Genomic DNA, 18,138 nt, shown 5'->3' with positions numbered 1-18,138 from the left:
ATAAATGGGTCTGTAGGTAGTGTTAAAAGGTAAGTGTATGTAATGTGAAAAGTTTTGTGTATCAGCCCCTCCTGATAGGATATGGCTAATATTTTTCTAAAAAATATCTTAAAATTTAATATATTCAAAAATTCAATTTTAGAATCTTTGTAAACTAATTTTGGCACAACTAAATTAAAAGGTCAAGATTTATACTAAAAATCCACCTTTTTTTGCCTAATTGTTTTTTTATTATGTTGAAGGCAAAAAATTATATTCTGCCTTCAAAAAATATTGTTAATTGCGACAATATCTTATCCCAGCCCCTTATTCTAGTGGCCCACTTGCTAGATGCATCTACCATTGAAAGGTACAAGCTCTTTTGTAGGGAATAGTCGTTAGGAAATATTGTCTTGTTTTTCGTTACTTTTCTGAGTTGCCTGTTAAAGCTTTCCATGGCATTTGTTGTATATATTAGTTTTCTTATTCCTTCCGGATATTTGAAATAGGTGGATAGTTCAGCCCAATTATTTCTCCAAGAGTTAACACACATTGGATACTTTTTACCCCACTTATCTTCGAAAATATCTAAATTTATTGAGGCAAGTTCTTCTGTAGGTGCTTTATATACTGATTTTAAGTCTTTCATTAGTTCTTTTATATCTTTATATGATACAAATTTTGTTGATTTTCTTATTTGATGGATTATACATTTTTGTATTTCTGCCTTTGGATATACTGATTCTATAGCTTCACTAAATCCTGTTAAGTTATCTGTTGAAACTATGAATACATCTTCTAATCCTCTTTCTTTTAGCTGATTTAATACTAAGAGCCAGTATGCTTGATTCATTTTCTCCAACCCACATACCTAATATCTCTTTAAAGCCCTCTAAATTGTATCTTAAGGCTATATATACTGCTTTTTTTACTATTATACCATTTTCTCTTACATAGTAATGGATTGTGTCTAAAAACAGCATAGGGTAGATTTTTTCTAAAGGTCTATTTTGCCACTCTTCTATTGTTGGAAGTATTTTATTGGTTATTTTACTTACCATACCTTCTGATACTCCAAATCCATATACTTCTTTGACATTACTTGATATGTCTCTTGTTGTCATTCCTTTGGCATACATAGATATTATTTGATTTTCTATGTTTGATATGTCTTTTTCATATTTTTTAAGAACTTGTGGTTCAAAGGAGCCTTCTCTATCTCTTGGTATAGCTAGATCTATATCTCCCATAAGATGGTTTGACGGTTTTCTTACTTGAACCATTCCTAGTGTTTAGTGATAATGATTTTTCAACATATTCATATTCTAAATGCTCATCTAGTTCTGCTTTTAACATTTGCTCCGTAGTGTCCCCTAAAATGTCTTTTAATGCATCTTGCAGATCTTGTACAGTTTCCGGTTGGTATTCTTCGATTAGCATCTTTGATATTTTATTTAGTCTGGTTTCCGGTCTTTTCCTTGACATATTAAAATCCTCCTGATTAGTATTATCTTATCAGGAGGATTCGTCATACACAAACTATTTTACAGTCTCAAATGATGTCGCAGAGTAGAGTCATCTATTCTGCAACATCATCTTTTTATTTAGGAATATTATTTCTTTTTTCTCTTTTTTGATTTTTTATTTTGCATATCACTTATCAACTTATCTCTTTTACTATTTCCAATCAAAGTTGCCAAAGCCATTACGCCTAAATATAACTTTATAAAACCTGATATAGGTGTTGGTAAAGTTACTACTAAACCAAAAAATACAACTGTCAAAAATATAAAATATCTATTGTTGAAAATAATTTGTAACTTATACACTAAAATTGATAAACCACCAATTATTATACCTTCAATAAGTGGTATTAAAAATATCAAAAACGTAACAAAACCATTTTCATTCTTATAATTCATAGTTATCCAACCAAGCAATAAATTCAATATTAAAATAGCAGCTAGTCCAATAAAATAAACTAAAAAAACTGTATATTTATTTTCTTTCATTGTACTCTACTCTTTAAAATTTCATTAACTACTCCAGGATTAGCTTTACCTTTAGACTTCTTCATAACTTGTCCAACCAAGAAACCGAAAGCTCTATCCTTACCATTTTTAATATCTTCTATAGATTGAGGATTTTCACCCAACACTTCATCAACCCATATTTCTATTTGTGAGTCATCAGAAACTTGTATAAGTCCTTTTTCTTCGATTATTTCCATAGGCTTTTTTGAAGTTTCAAACATCTCTCTAAGAACTTTTTTACCAGCATTATTGTTAATTTTACCTGATTTTATTAAAGTTAATAGCTCAATAAAATCTTCTTCTTCAAACGGCAAACTAAATCCATTTTCTAAATCATCTACACGTCTTAGAACTTCTGTCATTATCCAGTTACTAACCATATTATAGTCATTAAAATTCTTAGCTACATCATCAAAATAATTTGAAAGTTGCTTAGTTGAAGTTAGAATTTTGGCATCATATTCTGAAAGACCATATTCATTCATAAATCTTTCCTTCTTAGCCTCTGGTAGTTCAGGAAGTTCTTTTCTAACTTGTTCTATATATTCATCATCTATAACTACAGAAACCAAGTCACCTTCTGGAGCAAATCTGTAATCCGCCGCAGTATATTTAACTCTCATCAATACTGTTTCATTGTTTACATCATCCCAACGTCTAGTTGTCTTTGGTTCATCTTCTCCACTTTCAAGTATTTTAATATGTCTTTGCACTTCATAATCTATAGCTTTTTCAACAGCTCTAAATGAATTTAAGTTCTTAACCTCTGTAATAGCCGTTTTCTTGCCAGTTTCTTCATCTTTGATGTTGACATTTACATCACATCTCAAAGAACCCTCTTCCATTTTTACATCAGACACACCTATATATTTTAGAGTGTTTTTTAGCTTTTCTAAAAATTCTCTTCCTTCTCTTCCTGAATTCATATCAGGTTTTGAAACTATCTCAATAAGAGGAACGCCACATCTATTATAGTCAAGTAATGTTTCATCATCTGAATGTAAAGACTTACCAGTATCTTCTTCCATTTGAATTTGGAAAATTCCTACTTTTTTCAGTCCTTCGTCACCATCTATTTCTAGATACCCTTCTGTACAAAGAGGCATATAATTTTGAGTTATTTGGAATCCTTTAGTCAAATCAGGATAGAAATAATTTTTTCTGTCGAACTTAGAATTGTGGTTGATTGTACAATTTAATGCCAAACCTGACATTACAGTATATTTGACAACTTGTTCATTTAGAACAGGAGTTGCCCCTGGAAGAGCTAAGCAAACAGGACAAACTCTTGAATTAGGTTCACCCCCAAAAGTATTTTCACAACTACAAAAAGCTTTTGTCTTGGTAGAAAGTTCAACATGAATTTCAAGCCCAACAATTGTTTTATAGCTCATTATTTCACACTCCTTTCAAATCCAACTCCAGCTTTAATACATTTACTGTCTTTAAATCTACTTGCTGTAAACATTATTCCTGTTGGAAAATCTGAATTCTTAAATGGTACACATATAGAAGGACAGCCTGACATATTAGCAGGAATAGTAAATAAATCAGCTTGATATATTTCAACTGGTTTCATATCTGAATTCAATTCAAAAGGTAACACTGGTGCAGTTGGACTTAATATCAAATCAAAATTTTTAAATATATCTTCATATTCATTCTTTATCATTGTTCTTACTTTCAATGCTTTATAATAATATTCATTTGCTAAGTCTAAACTCAATATATGAGTTCCCACCATAATTCTTTTTTTAACTTCCTCTCCAAAACCTTCAGCTCTACTTTTCTTAAACATTTCCTCGTAAGAATAATATTCACTGTTAGTTCTATGTCCATATCTTAGAGAATCAAATCTTGCTAAATTAGAAGCTATTTCTCCATTTACCAATATATGATAAGTTTGTATAGTGTACTCAAGAGATTTTAATGAAACTTCTTCAACTTTAGCTCCTTCTCTTTTTAAAATTTCTATAGTTTCTCTATAATTATTCATAACAGTAGAATTTAAATCCATAGCTAAATATTCTTTAGGCACTGCTATTTTCATTTCCTTTAAATAATTTGAATTTTCATAGTTTATTTCATCAAAAATAGAATCATTTTTTACAGAAGTGGCATCTCTTAAGTCTCTTCCTGCAATAGATTTCATCAACAAATGAGCATCTTCTACATCTCTTCCCATTGTACCAACAGTATCAAATGTATTTGCCATGCTTGACACGCCATATCTTGACACAGTTCCATACGTAGGTTTAAACCCTACAATCCCGCAGAAACCTGCAGGTTGTCTTGTTGACCCTCCAGTATCAGTTCCTATTGCTATAGCTGCCTCATGACTTGCTACAGCTGCTGCAGAGCCTCCGCTTGACCCTCCCGGAACAAGATTTGTGTCTAATGGGTTCTTTGTATTTCCAAAATATGATGTTCTTGTAGTCGCTCCCATTGCAAATTCATCCATATTTACTTTTCCAAGAATAACGCCATCACATTCTAATATCTTTTCAGATACATTTGAATTATAAGGAGATATAAAATTCTCTAACATCTTAGAAGCACAAGTCATTCTCACATCTTTTACGGCAACATTGTCCTTTATTGCCGTTGGAATTCCCGCAAGTATACCTAAGTGCTCTCTATTTTCATATTTTTGATCTACCTTACTTGCATTCTCAAGTGCTAATTCTTCTGTTATAGTTATATAAGCATTAATTTCTTCATCTTTTTCTTTTATATTTTTTAAATAGGCTTCAGTGACTTCTCTACAACTGAAATCTCTATTTTCATATCCTTTTATAAGCTCATGACCTTTTAATTTGGTTAAATCCATTTTGCCTCCTACTCTACAAACTTAATTATCTTAAAATATCCGTATTTTTCTTCAGCTGTATTCTTGGTAGCTTCTTCAACTTTCAAACTATTTTTAATTTCATCTGGTCTCAGATTATTAGTTGTGTCATTTACATGAAAAGTCATCTCTAAATCATCTAAGTTTAAATTTTTAATCTCATCTACTAATGCAAAAGTTTCATTGAAATTATCTTGGAATCCTTTTAACTCCTCTTCACTAAACTCTATCATAGCTATATCCGCTATATGTTTAATTTCCTCAAGATTCATAGCTTCCTCCTAACATTTCATTTAATTCTTGTTCATCTATAACTTTTATATTTAAATCTATCGCTTTTTGATATTTTGAGCCAGCATCTTCTCCTGCTATTACATAGTCTGTATTTTTACTAACTGCTGATACTATCTTAGCACCTTTAGACTCTAAGATGGACTCTAAATCTTTTCTAGGCATTGATAATTTACCTGTTATTACAACTTTTTTATCCGTAAATTTTGAATCTTCTTGAACAATTTCTTCATAAATAGGCTCTACTCCAAGCTCTAATAATTCATCTATTGAGTTTGAAATTTTATCATCATTTAAAAATTCAACTATATCCTTAGCTGTAATCGGTCCTACATCTTCCATTTGCACTAACTCATCATACTTTGCAGTTCTAAAATTTTCAAAACTTTTATAATTTTTAGCCAAGTCTGTAGCACTTTTAATGCCAACATTTCTTATTCCAAGTGCGTATATAAAATTATTCAAGTTCACATGTTTAGATAATTCTATAGCTTGCAATAAATTATTTACTTTCTTGTCTTTAAATCCCCTTAACTCTAATAAATCCTCTTTTTTCAATCTATATAAGTCAGGAATTTCTCTTATGTTTAGCTCACTCAATAACTGCATTATTGTTTTTTCACTCAAGCCTTCTATATTCATAGCATCTCTTGATGCAAAATGAGTTAGTCTTGAGACCAATTGTGGTACACAACTCATTGTATTTGGGCAAAATATGTGAACTCCATCTTGATAGAGCTCACTTCCACAATAAGGACAATTTACAGGTTTTTCAATTTTTTTAGTTGGCTCATCCGTAGGTACAGAACCAAGTATTTCAGGTATAACATCATTTGAACGTCTTATAATTACATTACCGCCTATTTCCACGTTCTTTCTTAAAATATCATCATAATTGTTAAGTGTTGCTCTTTGAATTGTAACCCCGCCTATATCTACAGGTTCAAGAACCGCTGAAGGAGTTACCTTTGCCGTTCTACCAACATTCCAAATCACATCTAATAGTTTTGTAACTACTTCCTCTGCTTCAAATTTATAAGCTATTGCCCATCTTGGAAATTTGTTTGTATACCCTAACTCATTTCTTAATTTGAAATTATTTACTTTTACAGTAACACCGTCAATTAATATGTCTAAGGTACTTCTAATTTCAGATATTTTATTTATGATTTCTATAACTTCATCTATCTTCTTGCAATGGTAGTAGTGAGAGTCAACTTTAAATCTATTTTCTCTCAAAAACTCTTTCATATCAAGGTCAGATTCAAAATCTTTTCCCTCTATATATCCTATGTTATAAAAATTAGCAGTTAAATTTCTCTGTGCTGTAACTTTTGGGTCTAAATTTCTAAGTGCACCGGCTGCTGCATTTCTAGCATTTTTTAATTTTTCTTCATGAGTCTTATTATATCTTTCAAGTTCATGAAGTGGCATCAAACCCTCTCCCTGAACTTCCATAATTCCTTTAAAATCAATTGTCAAAGGAATAGAGTATATTGTCTTTATCTGTTCTAAAATCTTTTCTCCAACACTTCCATTTCCTCTTGTAGAGGCAGTAAAAAGATTACCATCTTTATATGTTAAGTTTATAGTTAACCCATCAAATTTTAATTCCACAACATAATCTAATTCAAACCCGAGTAACTGAGCAGTTCTAAAATTTCTCTCATGCCACGAAACTAATTGCTCTATACTCTGAGCCTTATCCATTGAATAAAGCTGTCTAATGTGTTCATGCTTTTCAAACTTATCTAATACTTCTCCACCAATTCTGTTTGTTGGAGAATCAGCTAAAATTATACCTGTAGAACTTTCCAATTCTTTTAATTCGTCGTATAATCTATCATACTCTTTGTCAGATATAGATGGATTATCCAAAGTATAATATCTATAATTATGTTCGTTTAATAACTTAACTAATTCCTTTATTCTATCCATTATTCCACCAATGTTAGTGGTGCCATTGAAAGCATAAGTTTTTTAAGTCCTTTACCATCAAAAGAAACCACTATTTCATAATCGTCGCCCTTTTCTGTCTTAGATACTATCATACCCGTTTTCCACTTTTTATGGAATACTTTATCACCTACTGAAAGCTCCAATACAGCTTTATCAACTTGTTTTTTCTCTTCCTTTTTAGGTTTATACTGTGTGAAATCTTTTACTTCTACTAAATGGGTTCTGGACTTATATTCAACTTCTGGTTTTGTCTTCTCTAAATCTTCTCCCATTTCGTTGATAAATCTAGACTCTAAACTTGGTGTTGTTCTACCATACATAGTTCTCGTTTCAGCTGAACTTATATAAAGCTCCTCTTCCGCTCTTGTCACAGCAACATAGCAAAGTCTTCTCTCTTCTTCAACATCCTCATCTTCTTCGATAGACCTAGCTGATGGGAATAACTTTTCTTCAAGTCCCACTAAAAATACAACTTTAAATTCCAAACCTTTTGACGCATGTATGGTCATAAGATTTACACCCTTGTCATCACTTGATTTATCCACATCTGATAACAGTGAAACTCCTGCCAAGAAATCTTCTAATGTTACTGTTTCATCTCTTCTTTCGCTTTCAACAGCTGTTGATAAAAGCTCTCTTATATTTTCTATTCTTGTTCTAGCTTCTACAGTATTTTCCGCCTCCAATTCTCTCACATAACCTGATTCATAGATAACTCTCTCTATAAATTCAGATAGTCCTAAATCATCAATATGATTTCTAAGTAACTCTATTAAATCTCTAAATTCTTTAAGTTTCTTTTGAGCTCTTAGTTGTAATTCATCCATACATTCGTTACTTGATATAACATCGTACAAACTCATCCCTCTTGGTGCAGCATACTCGGCAATTTTAGCCGTTGTACTATCTCCTATTCCTCTCTTTGGAACATTTATTATTCTCAATAGAGCTACATCATCACTTGTATTTTGTATAAGTTTTAAATAAGCCATTATATCTTTGACTTCTTTTCTGTCATAAAACTTAAGGCCACCTATCATTCTATAAGGTATTGTTTCTCTTACTAAAGCTTCTTCAAACCCTCTTGATTGAGCATTAGTTCTATATAAAATGGCCATATCAGAATAATTATAGCCCTTATAATTTAACTGTTGTATTCTTTGAACTACACCATGTTCTTCTTCTGAAGAATGTCTAAATTGTCTATATTTTACTTTCTCTCCAGCGCCTTTAGAACTCCATAAATTTTTATCCCTTCTATTTGGATTGTAACTTATGACATTATTTGCAATGTTTAATATATTTGTTGTAGACCTATAATTTTGCTCAAGTAAAATTACTTTTGCATCTTTAAAATCTCTTTCAAAATTTAAAATATTAGATATATCAGCACCTCTCCACGCATAAATAGATTGGTCATTGTCCCCAACAACTGTCAGGTTTGGATTTTCTCCACTTATAAGTCTGATAAATCTATACTGCATATTATTAGTGTCTTGATACTCATCTACAAATATATACTTAAACTTTAAATTATAGAATTTTCTAATATCTTCATTCTCTTCTAACAATTCAACTGTCTTTATTATTAAATCATCAAAATCAAGAGCATTATTACTCTTAAGTTTGGACTGATATAACGAATATATTTCTCCAACATTTCTTGCATAAAAATCTACATAATGTTCTTTTATATATGAATCAGGATCTATATCTTCATTTTTCAAATGAGAAATAGTAGCTAGTATTCCCCTGCTCTTATAAACATACTTACTTAAATTCAGCTCTTTTATACAGTCTGATACAAGAGTATTTTGGTCACCCGAATCGTATATTGTAAAATTAGATGTATATCCTATTCTTTCAATATTCTTTCTCAAAATTCTCATACAAATTGAGTGGAAAGTTCCTATCCACATTGAACTTGCCTCTTCATCAATGAGTTTATCCACTCTTTCTAACATTTCCTTAGCCGCTTTATTTGTAAATGTTATTGCCAAAATAGAACTTGGAAATATATTTTTTTCTTCTATCAAGTAAGCTATCTTATTTGTAACTACTTTTGTCTTTCCTGAACCGGCTCCAGCTAATATTAAAACAGCTCCATCCGTTTGATAAAGCGCTTCACTTTGTCTATCGTTTAAATCTTTATAATTCATTTTATTCCCCTATAATTTCTCTAACAATTTGCGACGCCATAACCATACCACACACCGGTGGTACAAAGGACATTGAACCTGGTGTTGAACTCTTTTCCACATTATATATAGGTTTTGTTGGCAGCTCTGTAGAGAAAACACATTTAAGTTTTTTACACCAGCTTCCTTCAACTTTTTTCTCATAACCTTTGCCAAAGGGTCACTGTGAGTTTTTGATATATCAGATATCATAAATTTTGTTGGATCTAACCTATTTCCTGCCCCCATTGAAGAAATAAGCTTTATTTTTCTATCTTCACAAGTTTTTGCAAGAAGAACTTTTGAACTAACAGAGTCTATAGCATCTGCAATATATGTATAACTTTCTAAATCAAATTCATCTATAGTATTTTCATTTAGCTCTTTAAAAAAAGAATTACATATCAAATCAGAATTAATACTTAAAAGTCTCTTCTTAGTCTCTTCAACCTTTGAATTCCCAACAGAATCTAAAGTAGCCATAACTTGTCTATTTAAGTTGGTTATGTCAAATACATCTCTATCAACTATATCAATTTGTCCTATCCCAGCTCTTGTAAGACTTTCAACTAAGCTTCCGCCTACTCCTCCTACTCCGAAAACTAAAACCTTTGAATTCTTTAATTTCCCTATATTTTCTTTTCCGATTATCATCTCTGAACGTTGTAAAAAACTCATAACCTATAAAGGTGAAGGCCAAACCTTCACCTCTTTATATTCACCTCTACAATATATCCATTTTCAATTCTTGCATCAAAAGTTATGATATCTCCTATACTAAAATTATTTACTGTTTTAATTTCAACATTACTTCCAGAAACTATTTCAGTATTATTTGACACTAAAATATTAACACTTAATTTATTTGTATCATTTTCTATTGTTTTTCCAGTAACTCTTCCAACAAATTTAGCATTATATTTTTCAGTTTCTAAATGTGAATGTACTTTAATTTCTTTCACAACACCATTAATATGTTTTAAAGTAACTCTCGCACCATTTAATTTATTTATATTTTCAAAATTATATCCTTCTACACCACTTACATTTGTTGACGAAAAAACAATATAGTCTTTAGATGATATTTTGATTATATTCTTACTAACGTCTACAGATTCTATAACTCCAGAAACCTCTTCCAATGTACTTGAATTAACATTGTCAGTCTCTTCTTTTTTATTTATCAACGTATAATCAATTAAATTGTCTGTTTTAATATTATTTTTTTCTAAGAATTTTAAAGACTTAGCTGCAATAGATACAACTTCCGCTCTTCTTATATAATTTGAGCCATTAAATTTTCCTTCACTACCCGTTTCAGAAAATATTCCATTTTTAACTAATTCTGATAAATATCCCAACGTAACTTGCGGAACATTTTGCAAATCAGAATGCTTTAAAATTTGAGTATTACCTATTCCTGAAAATCCAAATGCTCTTCCAAAATAAACTGTAACAGAATTTCTATTAGGATAAGTTGGATTCTTATCTCTAAAAAATCCTCTCTTTTCAGCCACTTCTATAGTCTTTTCAGTTATTGTATTATTATTTAAAGCATATGCTACTGAATCATAAGCCCAATGAGGTATATTATATTTTTTAATTGTTTCTAAATAATTAGCCCTTGCTTCTTCTAATTCTGAAATAGAGGGCTGTTTAATATTTTTTATAACTTGTATGATTTCTAAAAAAGAAACTGGATTATTAGGTCTAAAATCTCCTTCTGGATACCCTCCAAATATACCTCTATCAGAAAGTGTATTTAATTCAGAATAAATCCATTTAAATTGACCATTTTGTTTTACATCTCTAAAAGACTTAGCATAAACTGAACTGCTAAATAGTGTAACAGCTCCCAATACTATAGCCGTAAATTTGATCTTTTTCAATTCCATACCTCCATATTACTTCTTATTATAACATAAGTTTTTATCACATTAACAACCGTTTTATCCAAGAATTAAAAAATCCAAGGTTACCCTTGGATTAAATAAATATTAAATTATAATACCCTTGTTGCATTTACGTATCTTTCATTATAATAATCTTCACTTAAATTCGAAGTTATTACCTTCCCTTGACTAGTTGAAGCATGAATGAAATATCCATTTCCCTTATATATACCGACATGAGAAACACCGCTTCCTCTAGTGTTAAAAAATACTAAATCTCCAGGTTGTAATTCATTTCTAGATACTTGCTTTCCATATTTAGATTGTTCCATAGATGTTCTTGGAAGATTTACTCCCAATTCATTTTTATATACTGCATAAACTAACCCTGAACAATCATATCCAGTTGATCCAGTTGAACCATAGATATATGGAGCGCCTAGTTTATTTGAAGCTGAATATACAACTGCTTGAGCTGTTGAACTAACAGCTTCGGCTGAATATGACACAACTGCTGATACATTAGCTACACTAGCCCTGCTCTTATTTACAGTCATCTTTATTTCATTTTCACCAAAAGTTTTAGCCTTAACAATTGCTTCTTCCTTATTCATCGATTTAACAATAGAAGAATTAAATTCGAGTGCTTCCACAGCTACATTTCCTGTTATACCATCTGCTGTAGTAACATTAAATATTCCATCTTTTTTAGAATTTAAAGTAACAATTTCTCCTAAAAATAAATTTCTCAAAATTTGATTTTCATCATTTTTAATTGCTACTGATTGTATGACTTTATATGTTGATGTTGTAACTTCTGTTACAGCAATTTTTGACATCGGTATTGTTACTTTAGCTGCGCCTTTTGTAACTACATAACCTCTTACAGAAGTTTCTATAATTTCGGCTTTCTCACCAGCTTCAAAATAAACTTGATTTCCGCTATAAGTAGTTTGTACATGGTCGCTTATAAAAATTCCGGTATCCTTTAGCCCTAATAGGGAAACAACTGCTAGAGCTGCAACTCCTAGAGGCACCCTCTTACTTATATTAAACAATAAAAACACTCCTTATACTTTATAGACTTCTTATCTTTTTTAAAGTATAACAAAGTGGTAACAAAAAAGCAATAAAAGATTACAAAAAAGTTAAAAAGGTTTAATGTTTTGTAATCTTTTATCTAAAATAAAAAAAGAGTAAGTTTATAAGCTGCGTTCTGTCTAGTCCAATCATCTATCTAGATTATTTGTCACCAAATAACTCAAGCGACCTACCTACCGGCAGATGCGAGCAACATCTGTTTTGTCCTATTTTGGTCTTGCTCCGAATGGGGTTTACATAGCATTTTCATCACTGAAAACCTGGTGAGCTCTTACCTCGCCTTTCCACCCTTACCTTTTTAAGGCGGTATATCTCTGTTGCACTAGCCTTAGGGTCGCCCCTACCAGTCGTTAACTGGCATCCTGCTCTATGGAGCGCAGACTTTCCTCATCAAATGATTGATGCGATTGGATAACTTACTCTTTAACAATTTTAGCAAAATTAAATACCTTAATCAAGTTTTAGTGTAAAAGCATTATCTAACATAGTCTCAATTTCTATATCAAATTTTTCTTTTATATATTCACTCATCCATTTCAAGGCTAATTTTTCACTATCGTTATGGCTTATATCTATTAAAATCAAATCATTTTCATAAGCGATTTGAGCATCGTGGTGCTTTACATCAGAAGTCAAATATACATCAGCACCATTGTCTATTGCCGATTGTATTTCACTAGCTCCTGAGCCACCTATCAAAGCTATTTTATTTATATCTTTGATACTTCTACCATATACTTTATAACTATCAACTAATAAGTTGCTCTCTAGAAATTTTAATAACTCATTTATACTCTTAAAGTTTTTATTTACACCTATTAATCCAAGACCTTTCCCACTATCTGTAATTATCAAATCTTTTGGCTCTTCTAACATTAGAAAATCAAATAGTACTTTATTAACCCCACTATTTGAAACATCAAAAGATGTATGCGCAGAATAAACGCAAATATTATTCATAACAAGTTTCTTAATCATCTTAGATTTATAATCATCTTGTATTGATTTTATACCTGAAAAGAACATTGGATGGTGTGTTATTATCAATTGAAATTCATTTTTCAATGCATATTCAATTCTTTCTAAGGTAAGATCCATACATATTAATACCTTATTTACATCAACATCACTTTTTATCTGCCAACCACTATTATCCCATGATTCTTGATATTTTGGGTCTGCAAGTTTCTCTATATATTCTACTATATCTACAGCTCTGTAACTCATAAAAGCCTCTCTAAATTGAAATTTTTAGACTCTAAAGTCTCTACTTTGTTGCTATCACTATTTGATTTTTTTACATTCCTTATTATTTCTTTATTTTTTTGAATCTTATGTTCTATAAAATCTAAACAAGCTATATCTTTTCTCTCATAAGATAATTTTGGAATTTCGTAAAATATTTCATCTACCACTGTTTCTTCTCCACTATATACAACTTGTATTATTTCAAAATACTTTGAATCTTCATAAACAACTTTTTCATCTAAAAATTTATACTTACTATATAAATACTCCCTCAAATATTCAGATGCCTGCATAGGTTGTAATATAATAGACTTTAAATTTTTCACTATATTTAAATTTTCTTCCAAAATCTTTACGATTAAATGCCCACCCATTCCAGCTATTATTATTTCATCCACTTCATTTTCAAATAAGACATTTAATCCGTCACCTAATCTTGGGTATATGTTAGTAAAATTTTTTACTATTTCCTTACTCTTTAATAATGATGGTTCACTTATATCTGAGCAAACTATATAATCAGATATTTTATTTTCAGATAGAAAAATAGGCACTTGACCATGATCCGTGCCTATATCAGCTATTTTTGAATTTTTTGTAACCATCATTGCAATTGTTTTTAATCTATCAGATAATCTCATTCCAAAAAATCCTTTAATTTTTTACTTCTGCTTGGATGACGTAACTTCCTAAGTGCCTTGGCCTCTATTTGTCTTATTCTCTCTCTAGTTACATCAAATTCTTTTCCAACTTCTTCCAAAGTTCTTGCTCTTCCATCTTCTAAACCAAATCTTAAAGTTAAAACTTTCTTTTCTCGTTCTGTAAGAGTCTCTAAAACAGTTTCTAACTGTTCTTTTAAAAGAGTAAATGTTGCGGCATCAGAAGGAGATAAGATTTCTTCATCAGGTATAAAATCTCCTAAATGCGAATCTTCTTCTTCACCTATTGGTGTTTCCAATGAAACTGGTTCTTGAGCAATCTTTTGAATTTCTCTTACTTTTTCAACATCTAAGCTCATTTCTTGAGCAATTTCCTCAGGTGATGGATCTCTACCAAGTTCTTGAACTAATTGTCTCTGAACTCTTACCAACTTGTTTATAGTTTCTACCATGTGAACTGGTATTCTTATAGTCCTGGCTTGGTCAGCTATAGCTCGAGTTATCGCTTGTCTTATCCACCAAGTTGCATATGTCGAAAATTTAAATCCTTTTGTGTAATCAAATTTTTCAACAGCTTTCATAAGCCCAAGGTTTCCTTCTTGAATTAAATCTAAGAAACTCATGCCTCTACCTACATATCTTTTAGCAATTGAAACTACCAATCTCAAATTAGCTTCTGCAAGTTCTTTTTTAGCTAAATTTTCCCCTATTTCCATACGTTTAGCTATTAGTACTTCTTCTTCACCAGTAAGCAAAGGTATCTTTCCTATTTCTTTAAGATACATTCTAACAGGATCATCTACGCTAACTCCCTTAGGAACTGATAAATCTTCTTTCTTTATATCTTCATCGTCATCTGGTTGACTCGAAATTTCCAAATCTATTTTTTCATCATCTAAAAGTTCTATACCTTCACTTTCAAAATCTTGATAGATTTTATCTATTTCTTCACTTTCTAAAGGTATTTCTTCAAGAGCTGAAACTATCTCTTCATAAGTTAAATTACCTTTAGCCTTGCCTATATTTCTCAACCCCCCAACAATACTCTCTTTTGAATGAGGTTTATTTATACCATTAAGTTTTTCTGCCATTTTTTAGCCCCCTAGCTAGGAAGATTTAGTTTAAGATTTATCTCATTTAATTCATCTATCAAACTATTTAATTCTTGCATATCAAATTTTCTATTTTGATTATCTAGAGATTTAATCTTTTCTAATAATTTATCTCTTCTATCTTCTAAATTATAATGTCTAATTGTCTTTATTAATTCTTTTATAATATCTATGGAATTTTTCAAATCTATATTCACACTCATTAGTTCAGATAAGTAATCTCTACTTATTAAGCAACTATCTAAAATTTGCTTCTCTATATTTTCTAAATCTGTATCAATATAAAAATTTCTTATTATTTCAAAAGCATCCCGTTCTTTTATTCCAGTAAATTCATATGATTCTATACTAGAGTCAATTAAATTAAACAGATTTCTATCATGTAGCATAAGTGCAATAAGTTGCTTCTCAATTTGTTCACGTGATTTTTTAACACTTAACGAGCTTTGCTCTTTTTTTTCTAGATTCTTTTTTTAATAAATTGTTCTTTTTTATTTTGCTTTTAAAATCTCTATTTTTCAACTGAATATAAGATATTATAGACTCAACTTTAATCCCAAACTGTTTTGATATTTTATCAATATAAACATCTCTTTCTATCGGATTTTTAAGTCTAATTAATATTTCAGAAACTTCAGTTGTAAATCCTACAACACCCTCAGAAGATTCAAGATTCCATCTAGATTTCACCTTTGAAATTTTGTAATCCAAATAACTTATTGCCTTAGAAACTTCTAATTCAAAATCTAACTTGCCGTATTTTTTTACAAAATCATCTGGGTCCATACCTTCTGTCAATCTTATTATCTTAGGTTTAATGTTTTGTGACAGCAATATATCTATCGCCTTATCTGTTGCCCTAATACCAGCTTGGTCTGAATCATAACAAATATACACTTCATCAGAATATTTCTTAATAAGTTTTGCCTGATTCTCAGTAAATGCTGTTCCAAGGCTTGCTACGGTATAATTTATACCACTTTTATATAGTGAAATAACATCCATATACCCTTCAACTAAGATAATTTTTCCACTTTTATTTTCTTCTCTTATCTTATTTACGTTATACAGGTTATCTCCTTTATTGAAAATCAGTGTATCACTAGAGTTTAAATACTTTGGAATTGAAGTATCTAAGCTTCTCCCACCAAAAGCAATTACTCTTTTAGATACGTCTAAAATGGGAAACATAATTCTATTTCTAAATCTATCTATGTATGTCCCCCTTTTAGATTTACTTATCAAATTAGCTTTATCTAATGTTTCATCATCATATCCCTTTGATTTTAAATAACTATATAAATTAGTCCAACCATCAGGAGAATATCCTATGCCAAACTTTAATATTGTATCTCTATCAATTTCTCTACTTTTTAAATAATTTAAAGCCATATAACTTTTAGTCAAACAATTCATATAAAATATAGCAGCATCTCTGTTTGCTTCATATAATTTTTCCCTCAACTTTTTACTATGTTGAGATTCATGCATGTCATATTCCTTCAACTCTATATTATATTTATCTGCTAAAAATTTTACTGCTTCTCTAAAAGAAAGATTTTCTTTTTTCATTATAAAACTTATATGATCACCACCTGCCCCACAACCAAAGCATTTAAAAATTCCTTTAGTTGGAGAAACGGAAAAAGACGGTGTCTTTTCATTATGAAATGGACACAGTCCCATATAATTAGATCCACTTTTTTTAAGAGGTATATAATCGGATATCAAATCAACTATATCTACTTGAGACCTTATTTTTTCTAATACTTCATCATCTACTATATAACTCATTTGCCCACCCTTTCGGAATAAACAATTTTTTATATATCTCGACTACATATATATCAGTCATTCCAGCTATATAATCACTTACAATATCTTCATCTGTGTGTTCTATATTTTCATATAAATTCAAGTGTTCTCTTGGTATTCTATTTAAATCTTTCATGTAATAATTAAATAAAGACTCTATCATGTGATATATCTTTTCATTTTCTGACTTTACTGTTTTATCATAGTATACATTCTTAAACATATACTGTCTTAAAGCTAAAGTTGCAGTTTCTATATCTGGTTCCATCTTAACAAATTCTTTGTGGTAAGAGTTCTTGTAAATAGAAGTTATCATAGTATTAATTCTCTTTGAATGACTATTGCCTAGAATTTTTATTAAATCATCTGGTAAATCCGTTTCTTTGATTATTCCAGCTCTCATTGCATCATCAATATCATGATTTATATAAGCTATTCTATCAGCATATTTTATTATCTTTCCTTCCAAAGATTCAGCCTTACCTTTTCCAGAATGATTTAAAATACCGTCTTTAACTTCATATGTCAAATTTAAACCGACTCTATTTTCTGTTTTTGATAGAAATTCTACAACTCTTATAGATTGCTCATTGTGTTTAAATCCTTTTGGATGCAATTTATTTAAAATAGTTTCTCCACTGTGTCCAAATGGTGTGTGTCCTAAATCATGCCCCAAAGACATAGCTTCTATCAAATCTTCATTTAATTCAAGCAACCTACCTATTGTCCTCGCTATTTGGGAAACTTCGAGGGTATGAGTTAATCTTGTTCTGAAATGGTCTCCTTCTGGGGATATAAAAACTTGAGTTTTATGCTTTAATCTTCTAAATGCCTTAGAATGTAGAATTCTATCTCTATCTCTCTGAAAACACGTTCTCATATCACAATCTTCTTCAATCCTCACTCTTCCTTTTGACATATCAGAAAAAGTTGCTGTCTTGTATAAAATCATGTGCTCAAGTTTTTCTCTATTTTCTCTTGGATTCATATTACCACCACCCTTTGAAATTCTAAATATAGAATA

General features: G+C 30.4%; 15 protein-coding genes, 1 other RNA gene and 1 pseudogene. All 17 read right to left on the bottom strand.

The window, feature by feature from the left end:
• Nucleotides 1-250 precede the first annotated feature (250 nt).
• The 17 genes and pseudogenes from HMPREF9129_RS11045 to HMPREF9129_RS06860 all read right to left on the bottom strand — a co-directional run bounded on the left by HMPREF9129_RS11045 (nt 251) and on the right by HMPREF9129_RS06860 (nt 18,102).
• A pseudogene (locus HMPREF9129_RS11045) lies at nt 251-1,419 on the bottom strand (IS256 family transposase).
• 173 nt (nt 1,420-1,592) lie between these two features.
• Nucleotides 1,593-1,991 carry a hypothetical protein gene (locus HMPREF9129_RS06930; protein ID WP_004821902.1) on the bottom strand — a complete coding sequence of 133 codons (399 nt, stop codon included), beginning with the start codon at nt 1,989-1,991 and terminating at the stop codon, nt 1,593-1,595.
• Complete coding sequence (gene gatB, locus HMPREF9129_RS06925) at nt 1,988-3,406, bottom strand: Asp-tRNA(Asn)/Glu-tRNA(Gln) amidotransferase subunit GatB (protein WP_004821901.1); 1,419 nt, start codon at nt 3,404-3,406, stop codon at nt 1,988-1,990. The genes HMPREF9129_RS06930 and gatB overlap by 4 nt, the downstream gene beginning before the upstream one ends.
• On the bottom strand, nt 3,406-4,842 hold the full coding sequence (gatA, locus tag HMPREF9129_RS06920) for an Asp-tRNA(Asn)/Glu-tRNA(Gln) amidotransferase subunit GatA (protein WP_004821899.1): 1,437 nt from the start codon (nt 4,840-4,842) through the stop codon (nt 3,406-3,408). Before gatA ends, gatB begins: the two co-directional genes overlap by 1 nt.
• A gap of 8 nt (nt 4,843-4,850) precedes the next feature.
• Nucleotides 4,851-5,132 (bottom strand): Asp-tRNA(Asn)/Glu-tRNA(Gln) amidotransferase subunit GatC, encoded by a 282-nt coding sequence (gene gatC, locus HMPREF9129_RS06915; RefSeq protein ID WP_004821898.1) that lies wholly within the window; start codon nt 5,130-5,132, stop codon nt 4,851-4,853.
• On the bottom strand, nt 5,122-7,089 hold the full coding sequence (ligA, locus tag HMPREF9129_RS06910; RefSeq protein ID WP_004821897.1) for an NAD-dependent DNA ligase LigA: 1,968 nt from the start codon (nt 7,087-7,089) through the stop codon (nt 5,122-5,124). The genes gatC and ligA overlap by 11 nt, the downstream gene beginning before the upstream one ends.
• On the bottom strand, nt 7,089-9,269 hold the full coding sequence (locus HMPREF9129_RS06905; protein ID WP_004821894.1) for an ATP-dependent helicase: 2,181 nt from the start codon (nt 9,267-9,269) through the stop codon (nt 7,089-7,091). The genes ligA and HMPREF9129_RS06905 overlap by 1 nt, the downstream gene beginning before the upstream one ends.
• A 9-nt stretch (nt 9,270-9,278) precedes the next feature.
• Nucleotides 9,279-9,965, bottom strand: coding sequence for a tRNA threonylcarbamoyladenosine dehydratase (locus HMPREF9129_RS06900; RefSeq protein ID WP_004821891.1), 687 nt, complete (start codon nt 9,963-9,965; stop codon nt 9,279-9,281).
• Nucleotides 9,966-9,991: 26 nt separating this feature from the next.
• Nucleotides 9,992-11,176: an S-layer homology domain-containing protein gene (locus HMPREF9129_RS10690; protein WP_050794632.1), complete on the bottom strand. Its 1,185-nt coding sequence runs from the start codon at nt 11,174-11,176 to the stop codon at nt 9,992-9,994.
• A 113-nt stretch (nt 11,177-11,289) separates the two neighbouring features.
• Nucleotides 11,290-12,237, bottom strand: a complete 948-nt coding sequence (locus tag HMPREF9129_RS12695) for a C40 family peptidase (protein ID WP_040552767.1) — start codon at nt 12,235-12,237, stop codon at nt 11,290-11,292.
• A gap of 131 nt (nt 12,238-12,368) precedes the next feature.
• Nucleotides 12,369-12,703: RNase P RNA component class A (rnpB, locus tag HMPREF9129_RS10730), an RNA gene on the bottom strand.
• Nucleotides 12,704-12,730: 27 nt separating this feature from the next.
• Nucleotides 12,731-13,507 carry a Nif3-like dinuclear metal center hexameric protein gene (locus HMPREF9129_RS06885; RefSeq protein WP_004821886.1) on the bottom strand — a complete coding sequence of 259 codons (777 nt, stop codon included), beginning with the start codon at nt 13,505-13,507 and terminating at the stop codon, nt 12,731-12,733.
• The gene (locus tag HMPREF9129_RS06880; protein ID WP_004821883.1) at nt 13,504-14,169 is read right to left on the bottom strand and encodes a tRNA (adenine(22)-N(1))-methyltransferase; all 666 of its coding nucleotides are present in this window, start codon (nt 14,167-14,169) and stop codon (nt 13,504-13,506) included. Before HMPREF9129_RS06880 ends, HMPREF9129_RS06885 begins: the two co-directional genes overlap by 4 nt.
• Nucleotides 14,166-15,278 (bottom strand): RNA polymerase sigma factor RpoD, encoded by a 1,113-nt coding sequence (gene rpoD / locus HMPREF9129_RS06875; RefSeq protein WP_004821880.1) that lies wholly within the window; start codon nt 15,276-15,278, stop codon nt 14,166-14,168. The genes HMPREF9129_RS06880 and rpoD overlap by 4 nt, the downstream gene beginning before the upstream one ends.
• An 11-nt stretch (nt 15,279-15,289) precedes the next feature.
• The gene (locus tag HMPREF9129_RS12420) at nt 15,290-15,688 is read right to left on the bottom strand and encodes a hypothetical protein (protein WP_004821878.1); all 399 of its coding nucleotides are present in this window, start codon (nt 15,686-15,688) and stop codon (nt 15,290-15,292) included.
• A gap of 40 nt (nt 15,689-15,728) precedes the next feature.
• A complete protein-coding gene (gene dnaG, locus HMPREF9129_RS06865) occupies nt 15,729-17,093 on the bottom strand; it encodes a DNA primase (protein ID WP_004821876.1) in 1,365 nt (454 codons plus the stop codon).
• Entirely contained in the window at nt 17,074-18,102 is a 1,029-nt protein-coding gene (locus tag HMPREF9129_RS06860; RefSeq protein ID WP_004821875.1) for a deoxyguanosinetriphosphate triphosphohydrolase, read from the bottom strand. Before HMPREF9129_RS06860 ends, dnaG begins: the two co-directional genes overlap by 20 nt.
• Between the last annotated feature and the right edge of the window lie 36 nt (nt 18,103-18,138).

The sequence above is a fragment of the Peptoniphilus indolicus ATCC 29427 genome (assembly GCF_000227315.1).
GTDB classification, from domain to species: Bacteria; Bacillota; Clostridia; order Tissierellales; family Peptoniphilaceae; genus Peptoniphilus; species Peptoniphilus indolicus.
Note: the sequence above shows the minus strand (reverse complement) of the source record. Positions and strands in the feature narration are given on the sequence as shown.